This window comes from Pantoea ananatis PA13, from assembly GCF_000233595.1.
Classification (GTDB): Bacteria; Pseudomonadota; Gammaproteobacteria; order Enterobacterales; family Enterobacteriaceae; genus Pantoea; species Pantoea ananatis.
On sequence record NC_017554.1, the window covers coordinates 104,171 to 121,262 of the forward strand.

Here is a 17,092-nt window from a genome sequence, read left to right on the forward strand (position 1 = left end):
AAAGATAAGCACAGGGATAACCATGAGTGATGCCGCCTTTAACTTCCAGACACTCAATCCTGATGTCCTGTTGGATGCGCTTTGGGAAACGGGCATACGGGTAGATTCCGGTTTAACCGCCCTGAACAGCTATGAAAATCGGGTTTATCAGTTTAGCGACGATGAAAAACGTCGCTATGTGGCCAAGTTTTATCGCCCTCAGCGCTGGAGTGCAGAACAGATCACCGAAGAGCATCGGTTTTCCCAGGATTTACTGGATGATGAGGTGCCGATTGCCGCGCCGTTAGTTTTGCAGGGCGATACGCTGCAACGTCATGCTGGCTTTTACTATGCGGTCTTTCCCAGCCTGGGTGGACGGCAGTATGAAACCGACAACGAAGATCAGATGGAATGGGTAGGCCGTTTCCTGGGACGTATTCATCAAACTGGCCGCAAAAGCCTGTTTCAGCAACGCCCATCCATAGGGCTGGAAGAATATCTGGAGCAGCCGCGAGAAGTCCTGGCAAAGGCTGAGCTCGTGCCTGCGTCACTCCGCCCAGCATTGCTGGAAGCTGTCGATAAACTTGGCATCACGCTGCGGCAGTGCTGGCATAGCGACTGGCAGCCGCTACGCTTACATGGTGATTGCCACCCGGGCAATATTCTGTGGCGCGATGGCCCGCTGTTTGTCGATCTTGATGATGCCCGCAATGGTCCCGCTATTCAGGATCTGTGGATGTTAATAAGTGGCGATAGGCAGGAACAGCGTATTCAGTGGGATATTCTGTTGGACGCATACAGCGAATTCAGCGACTTCGATATTAACGAATTGTCACTGATTGAGCCTTTACGTGCTATGCGCATGATTTATTATCTGGCCTGGGTCGTGCGCCGCTGGCAGGATCCCGCTTTTCCGCGCGCTTTCCCCTGGATGACGGATGAGGATTTCTGGCGCCGGCAAATTTTGCAGTTTATCGAGCAGGAAAAGGTGTTACGGGAACCTCCGTTGCAGCTGGCCCCGCAATTTTAATGAAAAGTCAGGAGAGTTTTCCCCAATGAAGAAAATATTTTTTGCACTGATGGGTTTGGTGCTGGCGTTCAGCGCATCTGCTGCACAATTCACTGAAGGTAAACAATACGTTAGCCTGCCTAAACCTGTTGCAGGTGAACCCCAGGTCATGGAGTTTTTCTCTTTTTTCTGCCCGCACTGCTACCAGTTTGAGCAAATTTACCATGTCGGTGATGCAGTTAAAAAGAATCTGCCAGCCGATACGAAGATGGTGAAGTACCACGTTGACTTCCTTGGCGGCGACTTAGGTCCCGTTGTCACCCATGCGTGGGCCGTCGCGATGGCGCTGGGCGTAGAAGATAAAGTGACTTCACCTATTTTTGATGGCATTCAGAAAAGCCAGACGATTACGGATGCAGCCAGCCTGAAAGACGTATTCATCAAAGCAGCGGGCATTTCTTCTGAGCAGTACGATGCGGCCTGGAACAGCTTTGCAGTAAAAGCCCTTGTTGCCCAGCAGCAAAAAGCGGCGTCTGACGTTGATCTGCGCGGCGTGCCAGCGATGTTTATTAACGGCAAATATATGGTTAATAACGGCGGTCTGGATACCAGCTCAATGGCGAACTTCGTGGCGGATTATGCCAACGTAGTGAAGTTCCTGGTTGAGAAAAAATAAGCGTTTTACGCTGAGTTTTTTGCAAAACGCCAGCATACGCTGGCGTTTTCATTTGTAATTTGTGCGCCCATCGCTGACCTGTTGAAGAAGCACAGTTTTTCTATCCACACAAGCAAACATGCCATTAAAAATCACGATCGCATCACGGATTTATATTAACTATATGATTTTATTATTTTTAATTTTGGCTTAATCTTTTTTATGACATAAATAAACTATTGATATAATTTTTACGCACAAAGTTATCCACAGAAAGATCGTTGCGATCCTCATTACAGAAGCACGAAAAACGTCACTCCCTGTTTGTCTTGATTAACCCTTTTCGCCAAGGTGTGGCATCCTTATAGGCCAATCCATGGCAACGAAGAATACACAGACATATGGCGCAAATAGCAGAAAACCCCCTGATTTTGGTTGATGGCTCATCCTATCTTTATCGCGCGTACCACGCTTTCCCGCCGCTAACCAACAGCGCAGGTGAGCCTACTGGTGCAATGTATGGCGTGCTCAACATGCTGAAAAGCCTGTTGGTACAGTACAGCCCTACACATGTTGCTGTGGTGTTTGATGCTAAAGGCAAAACCTTCAGGGATGAACTGTTTGAACATTACAAATCCCACCGCCCACCGATGCCTGATGATTTGCGGTCACAAATAGAGCCGCTGCACGAAATGGTGCGTGCGATGGGCTTGCCGCTGTTGGCTGTCAGCGGCGTTGAAGCGGACGATGTGATTGGTACGCTGGCGTTAGAGGCAGAGAAAAAAGGCCACGCTGTTCTGATTAGCACCGGCGATAAAGATATGGCGCAGCTTGTCACACCGGGCATTACGCTAATCAATACCATGACGAATACCATTCTTGGCCCAGAAGAGGTTGAGCAGAAGTATGGTGTGCCACCGTCGTTGATCATCGATTTTCTGGCGATGATGGGAGACAGCTCAGATAATATTCCCGGCGTACCCGGCGTGGGTGAAAAAACAGCCCAGGCGCTGCTGCAGGGGCTGGGCGGGATGCAGTCCATTTACGACAACCTTGATAAAGTCGCCGATCTCTCTTTTCGCGGTGCAAAAACCATGGCCGCGAAACTGGAGCAGAATCGCGATGTTGCTTTTCTTTCTTATCAACTTGCCACCATTAAAACAGACGTCGAGCTCGATCAACCCTGTGAAGCGCTTACGGTCAGCGAACCTGATGTTAACGCGCTGCAAGCGCTATTTAGCCGTTTCGAATTCAAGCGCTGGTTGACCGACCTGCAAGAGGGAAAATGGCTGCAGGGTACTAAAAGCAACCGGCAAGCCCAGCAGGTTCTTACCGATGAGCCGGTGGCGAGCGTTGAGGCCACCAGCCTGTTATCGGCTGACGGCTATATCACCATTCTGGATCAGCAAACCTTAGATGCCTGGGTGGAGAAGCTGAAAAACAGCGAGGTCTTTGCGTTCGATCTCGAAACCGATGGGCTGGATACGTTAACGGCTAATATCGTCGGCCTCAGTTTTGCGGTAGCGCCAGGTGAGGCGGCTTACCTGCCCGTGGCACATGATTACCTTGATGCGCCGGAGCAGCTCGACCGCGATGCCGTTCTTGCCCAACTCAAGCCGCTGCTCGAAGATCCTGACGCCAGTAAAGTGGGGCAAAATCTCAAATACGATCGTGGCGTGCTGAAAAACTACGATATTGAACTCGCCGGTATCAAATATGACACCATGCTGGAGTCATATATTCTGAACAGCGTAGTAGGCAAGCATGATATGGACAGCCTGTCTGCGCGGTGGCTGAATCATAAAACCATTACCTTTGAAGAGATCGCCGGTAAAGGGAAAAATCAGCTCACATTTAATCAAATCGCTTTAGAGCAGGCTGCACATTACGCAGCAGAAGATGCCGATGTCACTCTGCAACTGCATTTGAAAATGTGGCCTGAGCTTGAAAAAGAAGCCGGCCCTAAAAAGGTTTTTGAACAAATTGAAATGCCCCTGCTTAAGGTGATTTCACGTGTTGAGCGTAACGGCGTATTGATCGATCAAGCCATTCTGGCGCAGCACTCTAAAGAGCTGACATCGCGCCTGGCTGAGCTTGAGCTTAAAGCGCATGAGCTGGCGGGCGAGCCCTTTAATCTCTCATCGACCAAGCAGCTGCAGGTCATCCTGTTTGAAAAGCAGGGCATTAAGCCGACGAAGAAAACACCCGGAGGCGCGCCTTCTACCAGTGAAGAAGTCCTGGCTGAGCTGGCACTGGACTATCCGCTGCCAAAGGTCATTCTGGAGCACCGTGGGTTGTCGAAACTGAAGTCAACTTACACTGATAAACTGCCGCTGATGATCAATCCTGTCAGCGGTCGCGTGCACACGTCCTATCATCAGGCGGTAACGGCTACCGGTCGCCTGTCTTCAACCGATCCTAACCTGCAAAACATCCCGGTCCGTAACGATGAAGGACGCCGCATTCGTCAGGCCTTTGTTGCGGGCAAGGGGAACCGTATCGTGGCGGCGGACTATTCACAGATTGAACTGCGTATCATGGCGCATCTGTCACAGGATAAAGGGCTGCTTGATGCCTTTTCTCAGGGAGAAGATATTCACCGTGCCACTGCGTCAGAGGTCTTTGGCGTGCCGCTGTCTAAGGTCACGGGCGAACAACGTCGTAGCGCCAAGGCCATCAACTTTGGTCTTATCTACGGCATGAGCGCGTTTGGATTATCTCGCCAGCTGAACATTGGCGCAGGCGAAGCGAAAAAGTATATGGATTTGTACTTCGAGCGCTATCCTGGCGTGCTGCGCTATATGGAAAACACGCGGCAGCTTGCAGCCAGTAACGGGTATGTTGAAACGCTGGATGGACGCCGTTTGTGGTTGCCCGACATCAAGTCCAGTAATGCCATTCGTCGTAAAGCTGCTGAACGTGCGGCGATTAATGCCCCCATGCAGGGAACGGCCGCGGATATCATCAAACGCGCTATGATTGCGGTCGATGACTGGTTACAAAAGCAAACCGATGATGCGGTCAGGATGATCATGCAAGTGCACGATGAACTGGTGTTTGAAATCAAAGCTGAAGCCGTCGATGAAGCCAGCAAGCAGATTCGCGCGCTGATGGAGGGCAGTATGGCGCTGGATGTCCCCTTACTGGTCGAAGTCGGCGTAGGCGACAACTGGGATCAGGCGCATTAAGACTCTGGCTGGTGGCGTTTATGCGCCACCGCTGGCGCATTATCACGTGATCAGGCATGAAGCCGGCACACCGTGGTACCGGCGCTGCAAAACGATGCAGTAACTTATTATGGCCTAAGCACTTTTTTTGTAATTTAACTACATGCCATCCTCATTTTTGTGACGAGCATGGTAAAAAAAGTGACTAAAAATGAAAGAGAGCAACAAAAAAACCTTTGTTGCTCACAAAAAATCAGGTAAAGTTCGAGGCGTAGGGTACAGAGGTAAGATGTTCTATCTTTCAGACCTTTTACTTCACGTAATCGGATTTGGCTGAATTTAGCCGCCCCAGTCATTCTGTGACTGGGGCGTTTTTTATTGGGCTGACGCTAAAAAACGGCAGCCTGTGAGGTTTGTCAGGCTTCAGTGCCCTGATCTTCAACAGCAGGTTCGAGTTCACTAAACCAGCTATTCAGCTTATGGCGCACTTTGTCGACGCCGATTTTTTTCAGCGATGAGAAAACCTCAACCTGCACATCACCCATAAACGCCATTGAGGCTTCTTTCACCATATTGAGCTGGGCTTTACGTGCGCCGGAAGCGAGCTTGTCAGCTTTAGTCAGCAGCAGGAGTACAGGGATCTCGCTCTCAACCGCCCACTGAATCATTTGCTGATCCAGATCTTTAAGCGGGTGGCGGATATCCATCAGTATCACCAGGCCTTTAAGCGCCTGCCTTTTTTGCAGATATTCGCCCAATGCCCGTTGCCATTTGAGTTTCATCTCTTCTGGCACTTCAGCATAGCCGTAACCCGGTAAGTCTACGAGGCGCTTGCCTTCTGCAACTTCAAACAGGTTAATCAGCTGCGTACGACCGGGTGTTTTACTGGTTCGCGCCAGGCCTTTTTGATTGGTGAGCGTATTTAAGGCGCTGGATTTACCCGCGTTTGAACGACCAGCAAACGCAACTTCAATGCCGGTATCAGAGGGCAAATGGCGGATGTCCGGTGCGCTAAGAATGAAGCGGGTGACATGGTAATTCAGTTCAGACAAGGGAATACTCCAGAAACGCATTAGGGCAATGGCGCTGATTATACGCGTTATGGCGCGAAAGTGCTCAATACCATTGGTGAGGCGCCTTTGTAAGATATTTGCCATAAATTTTGCCCGTTATGTCTCTTTTTAGTTAAATAATTAAAAAAATAAACCATTAAAATTCAGTGAATTATACTTAAGTACAGGTTTTTTCGCCTAAAGACTGACATGTGTTACTTGAGCCTTTTACCATATGGTCTACATTATTCAGCAGTGCAGGATGCACTCATCAGGATGATGCGCTCAGGAATGTTGGGATAACGAAGAGCGGCTGGAATGGAAATGGCTATGGATGGGAGCCGGAAAAGGAAAGGGATACGCTCAGGAGTTGAGCAGGCGCAGGATTAACCGGGACGTTGTGAGCCGAAACGGATTTGAAACATGATTCCTTCTGCTGAAGGTATGAAATAAGGCGACAGCTTGAGCTGTCGCCTTTTTTCTTTGTCTGGTTTCTGCTAGATTTCGCCGCAATTCTATACTGAATAAAAAACACCGGGACCGAACATCATGAAGCAACCTGCAAGCGCTGCGAAAGGTAAGCCTGTCGCCAAAGCTAAACGTAAATCGCGTGAAGATATCAATAATGAAGCGCGCGATCGTAAACGCGATAAAAAGCATCGTGGCCATGCGTCAGGCAGCCGTGCTAACCCGCAAACGCAGAGTAACAACGGCAAGCAAAGCGCCGCCGCGAAAGATCCGCGTATTGGCAGCAAGAAGCCAGTGGCATTGATTGCTGACGAAAAGGCCGCACCGGCAAAAGCGAAAAACGTCGCGGCCAAACCGGCGAGGGAGAAAAAAGTGTCTCTCACGCCTGAAGAGGAGCTGGCGCAGCTGGAGAACAGTGAGCGCCTGGATGCGCTGCTCGATCGTCTTGAAAAGGGTGAGACGTTGTCATCAGAAGATCAGGGCTGGCTTGACGTGACGCTGGATCGCATTGATGAACTGATGGAACAGCTTGGTATTGAAATGGACGAAGAGGAAGACCAGGAGGCGGAAGAGGATATGTATCGCCTGCTAAAAGGTAACTAAGCTGTATTGATCGGCATGCGCGCATGCGCATGCCATGCTTAACAGGTAAACGACAATGTTTTGGCCTGGATCAATTTTCGTGTTGTTGATGACATGTTATCTGCTGTGGTTATTGTTTAAACTACGGCGACTGTCGCGTCTGAAGCAGCGTTTACGTCGGGTTTCCGCCCGCTCACCTCTCTTTCCTTCTGGATCGCGACCTTTACGACGGCAACGTAAGCGGAAGGAGTGAGCATGTCAGCAATGCAGATCAAGTGGGACCAGGCGTTAATTGAAAAATATAACTCTGCCGGTCCGCGTTACACGTCTTATCCCACCGCCTTAGCGTTCAACGATAAGTTTACCGATAACGACTTCAGACACGCCATTGAACGTTATCCGCAACGTGCCTTATCGCTGTATATCCACATCCCGTTCTGTCATCGCCTGTGCTACTTCTGTGGCTGCAATAAGATTGTCACGCGTCAGCTGCATAAAGCCGACCGTTATCTGAATGCGCTTGAGCAGGAGATCACTGCCCGCGCACCGCTGTTTAAGGGTCGTCAGGTTAGCCAGCTGCACTGGGGCGGCGGAACGCCCACGTTCCTTAATAAACAGCAAATCAGCCGGCTGGTGGCGCTGTTGAAGCAGTACTTTACCTTTATCGACGACGCAGAGATGTCGATCGAGGTCGATCCACGTGAAATTGAACTGGATATGATCGATCACCTGCGCGCGTGTGGTTTCAATCGCCTGAGCATGGGCGTGCAGGATTTCAATAAAGCCGTGCAGGAGCGGGTGAATCGGGTACAGGATGAAGCGGTCATTTTTGCCTTGATGGCGCGGGCGCGCGAGCAGGGATTTCGTTCAACCAGCATCGATTTGATTTACGGGTTGCCGCTGCAAACGCCTGAAAGCTTCGCTTATACCTTGCAGCGCGTTATCGCATTGGATCCTGATCGCCTCAGCGTCTTTAACTATGCCCATCTCCCCGCGCTGTTCGCCGCACAGCGTAAAATTAAAGAAGATGAGCTGCCCTCAGCACAGCAGAAGCTGGATATCCTCCAGCAGACCATTACCACGCTGACCCAACAGGGCTATCAGTTTATTGGTATGGATCACTTTGCTAAACCGCAGGACGAGCTGGCAGTTGCGCAACGTGAAGGAAAACTGCACCGCAACTTTCAGGGTTATACGACACAGGGCGACAGTGACTTGCTGGGGCTTGGCGTATCTGCGATTAGCATGATCGGCGACAGCTATGCGCAAAACCAGAAAGGGCTTAACGACTGGTACAGTCAGGTTGAAAAACAGGGCCATGGCCTGTGGCGCGGATTACTGCTCAGTGAAGACGACTGCTTACGTCGCGACGTGATTAAAAGGCTGATCTGCAATTTCTCACTTGATTTCAGCACGGTCGAAGCGCAGTGGAATATTCAGTTTGAACGCTATTTTGCTGAAGACATGGCGCTGTTAAAACCGCTGATTAGTGATGGGCTGGTGGAGCAGCATGCAACGGACCTGAGAGTGACGGGAGCCGGACGCTTGCTGATTCGAAATATCTGTATGTGTTTTGATGCGTATCTACGTCACAAGGCGCGGCAGCAGCAGTTTTCACGCGTCATATAAAAAAGCCGGAGCAGCCTGCGCTGTTCCGGCAGTGGATTTCTTATTCCATCCCCAGTTCTTTGAGCTTACGCGTCAGGGTATTTCTCCCCCAACCCAGCAAACGTGCCGCTTCCTGTTTGTGGCCCTGAGTATGACGGAGCGCCGTGGTCAGCAACGTACGCTCCATCTCCGGCTGGGCTTCAGACAGTAGATTTTGATGACCGGAACGCAAGGCGCGGTCAGCCCACTGCGCCAGCAGGGTTGCCCAGTTATCCGGCAACGACTGAGTAGGGCTTTCCGGGGTACTGGATTCAAACAGCTCTGGCGGAAGATCCTGGATCAGCACTTCCTGTCCCGCAGCCATAACGGTTAACCACCGACAGGTATTCTCCAACTGGCGCACGTTACCCGACCAGTGCAGACGTGTCAGCGCGGTTTCGGTTTCCGCGTGCAGAATCTTGGCCTCAACCCCCAGTTCCCGTGCCGCAACCTGGAGGAAATAACGGGCCAGACGCGGGATATCCTCACGGCGCTCACGCAACGGCGGCAGATGCACGCGGATGACGTTCAGACGATGGAATAAATCCTCACGGAACTTGCCTTCCTGCACCCGCAGTTCAAGGTTCTGATGCGTTGCGGCAATAATACGGACGTCAACTTTTACCGGCGCATAGCCGCCGACGCGGTAAAATTGCCCGTCAGCCAGAACGCGCAGCAGTCGTGTCTGAACATCCAGCGGCATATCGCCGATTTCGTCTAAAAACAGCGTGCCGCCATCAGCCTGTTCAAAACGGCCCTGACGGATCTGATTGGCACCGGTAAACGCCCCTTTTTCATGACCAAACAGTTCTGACTCGATCAAATCCTTGGGAATCGCGGCCATATTCAGGGCAATAAACGGGGCTTTGCTGCGAGGGCTGTGGCGATGCAGCGCATGCGCAACCAGTTCTTTACCCGTACCGGATTCCCCGTTGATCAGGACGCTGATCGACGAGCGAGAGAGACGGCCAATAATACGAAACACATCCTGCATGGCGGGTGCTTCGCCGATAATATCGGTGGTCGGGCCGCTGACAGGCTGATTACGTGGCTGCTGCTGTTCCTGATAGTGGCTGATGGCGCGCTCGACCAGCGCAACAGCCTCATCAATATCAAACGGCTTGGGCAGATAATCAAAGGCCCCTTGCTGATAGGCACTGACCGCGGCATCCAGATCGGAGTGCGCCGTCATGATGATGACCGGGAGCATGGGATGGCGCTGTTTAATCTGTTTTAGCAGCGTCAGCCCGTCCATTCCGGGCATACGAATGTCTGACAATAAAACGTCCGGCGTTTTTGTCGCTAATGCGTTCAGCACGTCGTTCGCACTGTCAAAGGTCGCACAGCTCAAACCGGCTCCAGTGAGCGCGCGTTCAAGCACCCAGCGGATGGAGCTATCGTCATCGACGATCCAGACTATCCCTCGTTGCATAGAAACCTCACTGGCGAATAGGCAGGTAAACCGAAAATTCGGTATGACCTGGCCAACTGTTAAACTCAATTTTTCCTGAATGCTGATCAATCAGGCTACGGGCAATAGAAAGACCTAAACCGGTTCCGCCTTCACGTCCGCTTACCATCGGATAAAACAGCGTATCCTGAAGCTGAGCCGGAATGCCGGGACCGTCATCTTCGATATCAATACGGGCGACCAGGCGATACCGCGTACCGTGCAGCGTCAGCTGAAAGGCGGTACGGGTGCGAATGACTATCGTGCCACCGTCCTCGCCCAGCGCCTGCAGCGCATTACGCACCACATTCAGCAGTACCTGTTCAATCTGGTCGGGATCGTGGGGCAACTCCGGCAGGCTGGGATCGTAATCGCGGACCAGAGACACATTTTCTGGCAGCTCCATTGAGACCAGGTTGACCACCCGTTCGGCGACCTGATGAATACTCTGGGTGATGTGCATCCCGGGCTGTTGCGGCCCTAATAAGCGATCCACCAGATTCCGCAGGCGATCGGCCTGTTCAATAATGACTTTGGTATATTCATTCAGCGCGGGATCGGGCAGGGCGCGAGACAGCAGCTGGGCCGCACCGCGCAGTCCGCCTAACGGATTTTTAATCTCATGAGCCAGCCCACGCACCAGATCGCGTGCCGCAACCTGCTGAGCATGCTGGAGTTGTTCCTGGCTCAGGCGACGTTGATTATCCATGGGCGCCATTTCCAGCAAAATCAGGCCATCAGGCAAGCGCTGCGCTGTCAGCGACATAATATGTGCCCGACCATCGACCACCAGGGTAACTTCACTGTCCGTAAAGCCCTGGCCCGCCTCAAGACTCTCGCGCATTACCTCGACATTCAGCGAAAAGTAGCCGGTCAGTTCAGGTAACGGCGTGCCGAATAATTTACGCGAGCTTTGCGCCAGTAATTGCTGTGCCGCGGGGTTGGCGTAGTGAATAACCAAATCGTTATCCACCAACAAAATACTGTTGATTAAGGTATTGAGAATCTGCCCGGCATCGGGCAGTGAGGCAGTTGCCATACAGCGTTCCTCTGCACTGATTTAGTGCATTGTAATCTTTAAGCCGGAATTAAAGCGAATGAACGATGAATTCGCGGAGAAAAAAGCCCATCCGAAGATGGGCTAAAGTTTCCACGGCAACAAAAAAACGTTTCAGACTATCGGTGCCGCCTTTGCAAGATCTGTCTGCGGCACCCATTTGCTTATTCTGAAATTAAACGCTGTAGTACAGTTCGAACTCAACCGGGTGCGGCGTCATGCGCACACGATCGTTTTCGGATTTACGCAGTTCGATATAGGCATCGATCGCGTCATCAGTGAACACGCCGCCACGGGTCAGGAACTCGCGGTCTTCGTTCAGGGCAATCAGCGCTTCTTCCAGTGAACCTGCAACTTTTGGAATTTCAGCTTCTTCTTCCGGTGGCAGGTCATACAGGTTTTTGTCCATCGCATCGCCAGGATGGATCTTGTTGATGATGCCATCAAGACCTGCCATCAGCAGTGCGGTAAACGCCAGGTATGGGTTAGCCGCTGGATCCGGGAAGCGCGCTTCAATACGACGTGCTTTCGGGCTGGCAACAACCGGGATACGGATTGAGGCTGAACGGTTACGCGCTGAATAGGCCAGCATCACCGGCGCTTCATAACCCGGCACCAGACGCTTGTAGGAGTTGGTGGTTGGGTTCGCCAGGGCGTTAATAGCTTTAGCATGCTTGATGATGCCGCCAATGTAGAACAGCGCCATTTCAGACAGGCCGCCGTACTTATCGCCAGAGAACAGGTTCTGACCGCCTTTAGACAGCGACATATGGCAGTGCATACCGGAACCATTATCACCAAACATCGGTTTTGGCATAAAGGTCGCCGTTTTGCCGTAGGCATGAGCCACGTTGTGAACGACATATTTGTAGATCTGAATTTCGTCAGCTTTTTTGGTCATGGTATTGAAGCGTGTAGCCACTTCGTTCTGACCTGCTGTTGCAACTTCATGGTGATGGGCTTCAACAACCAGACCCATTTGCTCCATGGTCAGACACATGGCAGAACGGATGTCCTGTGATGAGTCAACCGGTGGAACCGGGAAGTAACCACCTTTCAGGCCTGGACGGTGGCCTTTGTTGCCGCCTTCGTATTCTTTGCCGGTGTTCCAGGCTGCTTCGATATCGTCGATAGCAACATGAGAACCCGAAGTTGAAGAACCAAAACGAATATCGTCAAACAGGAAGAACTCTGGCTCTGGGCCAAACAGAACGGTATCCGCAATGCCTGAAGAACGCAGGTAATCTTCCGCGCGCTTAGCGATAGAACGTGGATCGCGGTCATAGCCCTGCATGGTGCCTGGCTCAAGAATGTCGCAACGAATGATCAGGGTAGAATCTTCAAAGAAAGGATCCATTACCGCCGTGGTTGCATCCGGCATCAGCACCATGTCTGATTCGTTAATGCCTTTCCAGCCGCCGATGGAAGAGCCATCGAACATCTTGCCTTCTTCGAAGAAGTCAGCGTTAACCTGGTGAGCCGGAATAGTAACGTGCTGTTCTTTACCTTTGGTATCGGTAAAACGCAGGTCAACAAACTTAACTTCATGCTCGTTCATCATCGAGAGAACGTGTTCAGCGGACATACTCAACTCTCCTGGAAATGGTCATTGTCTACATGGCGAGAACCGGGTTACGGAATAGACGACTGTTAACTGTCTTTCCTGAATCTGATCCTGACCAGCTCTGTAACCGTTGTCTTACATCGTTTTCATCTGGATAATACAAAGCGAATTCTGTGCCAACTTTATTTCTTTGCACAAAATCGCGCTGTCATGCACCTTTTTGTCATAAAGGTCATGCACCATGATAGTTGCATTGCACTGTTTGTGTGCGGTTGGGTTGAAAGTGAGCACTTTTTTGGTGCAAAACATCGACGCAGTGCAAATTTTGCACGCCTATTAGTGCGATTTTGCGACAATGCAATAAACTTTCAGTGAAAAGTGTGATCGTGTTCAGTCTCCCGCTTAATCCGTGTACAATACCGCGTTATTTCTAATGCCTGAGGCAAAAAAGCTGTGATCGAAAATTTGCGTAACATCGCCATCATCGCGCACGTTGACCATGGAAAGACCACCCTGGTTGATAAACTGCTGCAACAGTCCGGTACTTTCGATGCCCGTACTGAAGCCACCGAGCGCGTGATGGACTCCAATGATTTGGAGAAAGAGCGTGGGATTACCATCCTCGCAAAAAATACCGCCATTAAATGGAACGACTACCGTATCAACATCGTTGATACCCCAGGACACGCCGACTTCGGTGGTGAAGTTGAACGCGTAATGTCTATGGTGGATTCGGTACTGTTGGTTGTAGATGCGATGGATGGCCCTATGCCGCAAACCCGCTTCGTAACCAAAAAAGCGTTCGCGCATGGTTTGAAGCCGATTGTGGTTATCAACAAAGTTGACCGTCCTGGCGCGCGTCCTGATTGGGTTGTTGATCAGGTATTTGACCTGTTCGTTAACCTGGATGCGACTGACGAGCAGCTCGACTTCCCTATCATTTTCGCCTCGGCGCTGAATGGTATTGCCGGTCTTGAGCACACAGACATGGCTGACGATATGACCCCGCTGTATCAGGCTATTGTCGACCATGTATCGCCTCCACAGGTTGAAGCGGATGCCCCGCTGCAGATGCAAATCTCTCAGCTGGACTACAACAACTACCTGGGCGTTATCGGTATCGGCCGCATCAAGCGCGGTAAAGTGAAGCCTAACCAGCAAGTCACTATCATTGATAGCGAAGGTAAAACCCGTAACGGTAAAGTCGGTAAAGTGCTGACTCACCTGGGCCTGGAGCGTATTGACAGCGACCTGGCAGAAGCAGGCGATATCATTGCGATTACCGGTCTGGGCGAGCTGAACATTTCTGACACCATTTGTGATCCACAGAACGTGCAGGCGCTGCCAGCACTGAGCGTGGATGAGCCAACGGTTACCATGTTCTTTAACGTCAACACCTCTCCGTTCTGCGGTAAAGAAGGTAAGTACGTGACGTCTCGTCAGATCCTTGAGCGTCTGAACAAAGAACTGGTTCACAACGTAGCACTGCGTGTTGAAGAAACCGAAGATGCTGACGCGTTCCGCGTATCGGGCCGTGGTGAGCTGCACCTGTCTGTTCTGATCGAGAACATGCGTCGTGAAGGTTTCGAACTGGCGGTATCCCGTCCGAAAGTTATCTTCCGCGAATTCGAAGGCCGTAAGCAAGAGCCCTTCGAGAACGTGACGCTGGATATCGAAGAAACGCATCAGGGTTCAGTCATGCAAGCCATGGGCGAGCGTAAAGGCGACCTGAAAAACATGGATCCAGATGGCAAGGGCCGCGTACGTCTTGACTACGTGATCCCAAGCCGTGGCCTGATCGGTTTCCGTAACGAATTTATGACCATGACCTCAGGTACCGGTCTGCTGTACTCCACCTTCAGTCACTACGATGATATTCGTGCGGGCGAAGTGGGCCAGCGTCAGAACGGCGTGCTGATCTCTAACGGTCAGGGTAAAGCGGTTGCGTTCGCCCTGTTCGGTCTGCAGGATCGCGGCAAGCTGTTCCTGGGTCACGGTGCTGAAGTTTATGAAGGCCAGATCATCGGTATTCACAGTCGTTCTAACGACCTGACTGTAAACTGCCTGACCGGTAAGAAGCTGACTAACATGCGTGCTTCCGGTACTGACGAAGCGACGACGCTGGTTCCACCTATCAAAATGACGCTTGAGCAGGCTATCGAGTTCATTGATGATGACGAACTGGTCGAAGTGACCCCTCAGTCAGTGCGTATCCGTAAACGTCACCTGACTGAAAACGACCGTAAGCGTGCTTCACGCGGCGGTAAAGACGCATAACTGCGCTGTAGGAAGCCCCGTTTAAACGGGGCTTTTTTTTTCCTGCGCGATTGCTACCCAGAGTTAAATCTACCCTAAACCAGCCCGTAACTTCTTCTCTCCGCCCTTTCAACGTTGTGTCGTCGTGCCTTAATTTACTGTTTCTGGTTTTCTCATCCAGGCTGCCTGTTCAGGCTGCGCTTTTACCGCTAGAGTGAATGATCCAGGGAACCCGAGGAGGCACCATGCTGTATATCTTTGATTTGGGCAATGTGATTATCGATATCGACTTTAACCGCGTACTGGGCGTCTGGAGTGACCTCAGCCGCGTGCCGCTGGCCTCGCTTCAAAGCCACTTCCATATGGATGACGCATTTGAACAGCATGAGCGTGGCGAAATCAGTGATGAGGCCTTTGCAGAAGCCCTGTGTGAGAAGCTGGATATCGCGCTGAGCTATGAACAGTTCGCGGCAGGCTGGCAGGCGGTTTTTGTGGGTGTCCGGCCGGAGACGCTGGCCGTAATGCACCAGCTAAGACAGGCGGGACATCGGGTGGTGATTCTCTCCAACACCAACGCCCTGCACTGTACCTTCTGGCCAACGCAATATCCTGACGTACAGCAGGCGGCTGACAAGATCTACCTGTCACAGGAGCTGGGCATGCGTAAACCTGAAGCGAGAATCTATCAGCATGTGTTAGATGCTGAAGGGGTGAGCGCCGATCAGGCCGTGTTCTTCGATGACAATGCCGCGAATATTGAGGGCGCGCGGGCGCTGGGAATTAACAGCGTGCTGGTAACCGACAGCACAACCGTGCCGGACTGGTTTGCAGGTCAGCATTAAGCCATGAAGTTACGTCATTTTCGCCCCGGGCTTCATGCGTTCTGGTTGTGGCTTAAGCTGCTGTGGAAGCGCATTGATAATGATGCCATGACGACGCAGGCAGGCAACCTGGCCTTTGTCTCGTTATTGGCGCTGGTGCCGTTGATTGCCGTGGTCTTTGCGCTGTTTGCTGCGTTTCCTGTGTTCTCTGATATTAGCGTACAGCTTAAGAATTTTATTTTTACCAACTTCATGCCCGCTGCGGGTAACACGCTGCAACGTTACCTTGAGCAGTTTGTGGCAAACGTGCACCGGATGACGGCCGTGGGCGCGGTGGGGTTGATCGTAACGGCGCTGTTGCTCATGCATTCCGTGGATTCGGCGCTGAATGCGATCTGGCGCAGCGACAAAAAGCGGCCGCTGGTCTATTCCTTTGCGGTTTACTGGATGATATTAACGCTCGGGCCCTTGCTGGCGGGTGCCAGTTTAGCCATCAGCTCTTATCTGCTGTCGCTGAAATGGATCAACGTGACGGGCGTAACCAGCCTGGTCGATCAGATGCTGCGTTTCTTTCCGCTGCTCTTATCGTGGCTGTCGTTTTGGCTGTTATACAGTATTGTCCCGACACAGCGGGTTCCTTCGCGCGATGCGTTGACGGGGGCGCTGGTCGCCGGACTGTTGTTTGAGCTGGGGAAAAAGGGCTTTGCGCTCTATGTTACGATGTTCCCGTCTTACCAGCTGATTTATGGTGTGCTGGCGGTGATCCCCATTTTATTCCTGTGGGTTTACTGGACCTGGTGTATCGTACTTCTCGGTGCGGAAATTACCGTGACCTTAGATGACTACCGCCAGTTCAAACGGCAGGAAAGAGAAAAAGAACGAGAGGACGGATGATTGCTTTAATTCAACGCGTTCAGCGTGCCAGCGTCAGTATTGATAACGCTGTTGTGGGTGAAATCGGACAGGGATTGTTAATACTGTTGGGCGTTGAAAAAGGTGATGATGACAAGCGCGCCGAGCGGCTGGCGGAGCGCGTGCTGGGCTATCGTATTTTTAGTGACGACCAGGGCAAGATGAACCTGAACGTCAAACAGGCGGGCGGCAGTGTGCTGGTGGTGTCTCAGTTTACGCTGGCTGCCGATACGCAAAAGGGCATGCGCCCCTCATTTTCCGGCGGAGCTGAGCCACAAGAAGCAGAACGGCTGTATGACTATTTTAGCGCGTGTTGCCGTCGCCATGACGTGATGACCGCGAATGGCCGTTTCGCCGCGGATATGCAGGTCGCGCTGGTCAACGACGGGCCAGTGACATTCTGGTTACAGGTATGACGCCGCATACCGCGCGGCTAAACCTCCGCCATCCCGCATCAGACCGAGAGAAACATT

Annotated in this window: 14 protein-coding genes; 10 read left to right on the plus strand and 4 right to left on the minus strand. The window is 51.7% G+C overall.

Annotated elements, in window-relative coordinates; genetic code table 11:
• Positions 1-22 precede the first annotated feature (22 nt).
• The 4 genes from PAGR_RS00480 (at position 23) to spfP (ending at position 5,147) form a co-directional block, all read left to right on the plus strand.
• Entirely contained in the window at positions 23-1,009 is a 987-nt protein-coding gene (locus tag PAGR_RS00480) for a serine/threonine protein kinase (RefSeq protein WP_013027790.1), read from the plus strand.
• 25 nt (positions 1,010-1,034) lie between these two features.
• Positions 1,035-1,664: a thiol:disulfide interchange protein DsbA gene (gene dsbA, locus PAGR_RS00485; protein WP_013027789.1), complete on the plus strand. Its 630-nt coding sequence runs from the start codon at positions 1,035-1,037 to the stop codon at positions 1,662-1,664.
• Between the two features lie 380 nt (positions 1,665-2,044).
• Positions 2,045-4,831 (plus strand): DNA polymerase I, encoded by a 2,787-nt coding sequence (gene polA / locus PAGR_RS00490; RefSeq protein ID WP_014332985.1) that lies wholly within the window; start codon positions 2,045-2,047, stop codon positions 4,829-4,831.
• Positions 4,832-5,099: 268 nt separating this feature from the next.
• Entirely contained in the window at positions 5,100-5,147 is a 48-nt protein-coding gene (spfP, locus tag PAGR_RS24430) for a small protein SpfP (RefSeq protein WP_071892919.1), read from the plus strand.
• Between the two features lie 79 nt (positions 5,148-5,226).
• Here spfP and yihA read toward each other — a convergent pair whose 3' ends face one another.
• Positions 5,227-5,862 carry a ribosome biogenesis GTP-binding protein YihA/YsxC gene (gene yihA / locus PAGR_RS00495; RefSeq protein WP_033766259.1) on the minus strand — a complete coding sequence of 212 codons (636 nt, stop codon included), beginning with the start codon at positions 5,860-5,862 and terminating at the stop codon, positions 5,227-5,229.
• 549 nt (positions 5,863-6,411) lie between these two features.
• Between yihA and yihI the strand changes: the two genes are divergently transcribed.
• Both yihI and hemN read left to right on the plus strand, forming a co-directional pair.
• The gene (yihI, locus tag PAGR_RS00500; RefSeq protein WP_014604730.1) at positions 6,412-6,933 is read left to right on the plus strand and encodes a Der GTPase-activating protein YihI; all 522 of its coding nucleotides are present in this window, start codon (positions 6,412-6,414) and stop codon (positions 6,931-6,933) included.
• 234 nt (positions 6,934-7,167) lie between these two features.
• Positions 7,168-8,541 (plus strand): oxygen-independent coproporphyrinogen III oxidase, encoded by a 1,374-nt coding sequence (hemN, locus tag PAGR_RS00505; RefSeq protein ID WP_014604731.1) that lies wholly within the window; start codon positions 7,168-7,170, stop codon positions 8,539-8,541.
• 40 nt (positions 8,542-8,581) lie between these two features.
• On the opposite strand, the gene glnG is transcribed toward hemN, so the two are convergent.
• From glnG to glnA, 3 genes are all read right to left on the minus strand, one after another.
• Entirely contained in the window at positions 8,582-9,991 is a 1,410-nt protein-coding gene (gene glnG / locus PAGR_RS00510; protein WP_014332989.1) for a nitrogen regulation protein NR(I), read from the minus strand.
• A gap of 7 nt (positions 9,992-9,998) precedes the next feature.
• Complete coding sequence (gene glnL / locus PAGR_RS00515) at positions 9,999-11,048, minus strand: nitrogen regulation protein NR(II) (RefSeq protein WP_014332990.1); 1,050 nt, start codon at positions 11,046-11,048, stop codon at positions 9,999-10,001.
• Positions 11,049-11,241: 193 nt separating this feature from the next.
• Entirely contained in the window at positions 11,242-12,651 is a 1,410-nt protein-coding gene (gene glnA, locus PAGR_RS00520) for a glutamate--ammonia ligase (RefSeq protein WP_014332991.1), read from the minus strand.
• 432 nt (positions 12,652-13,083) lie between these two features.
• Between glnA and typA the strand changes: the two genes are divergently transcribed.
• The 4 genes from typA to dtd all read left to right on the plus strand — a co-directional run bounded on the left by typA (position 13,084) and on the right by dtd (position 17,035).
• Positions 13,084-14,907: a ribosome-dependent GTPase TypA gene (gene typA / locus PAGR_RS00525; protein WP_014332992.1), complete on the plus strand. Its 1,824-nt coding sequence runs from the start codon at positions 13,084-13,086 to the stop codon at positions 14,905-14,907.
• A 224-nt stretch (positions 14,908-15,131) separates the two neighbouring features.
• Positions 15,132-15,728, plus strand: a complete 597-nt coding sequence (gene yihX / locus PAGR_RS00530; RefSeq protein WP_014332993.1) for a glucose-1-phosphatase — start codon at positions 15,132-15,134, stop codon at positions 15,726-15,728.
• A 3-nt stretch (positions 15,729-15,731) separates the two neighbouring features.
• On the plus strand, positions 15,732-16,601 hold the full coding sequence (locus PAGR_RS00535) for a virulence factor BrkB family protein (RefSeq protein WP_013027778.1): 870 nt from the start codon (positions 15,732-15,734) through the stop codon (positions 16,599-16,601).
• On the plus strand, positions 16,598-17,035 hold the full coding sequence (dtd, locus tag PAGR_RS00540; protein WP_013027777.1) for a D-aminoacyl-tRNA deacylase: 438 nt from the start codon (positions 16,598-16,600) through the stop codon (positions 17,033-17,035). The genes PAGR_RS00535 and dtd overlap by 4 nt, the downstream gene beginning before the upstream one ends.
• Positions 17,036-17,092 lie beyond the last annotated feature (57 nt).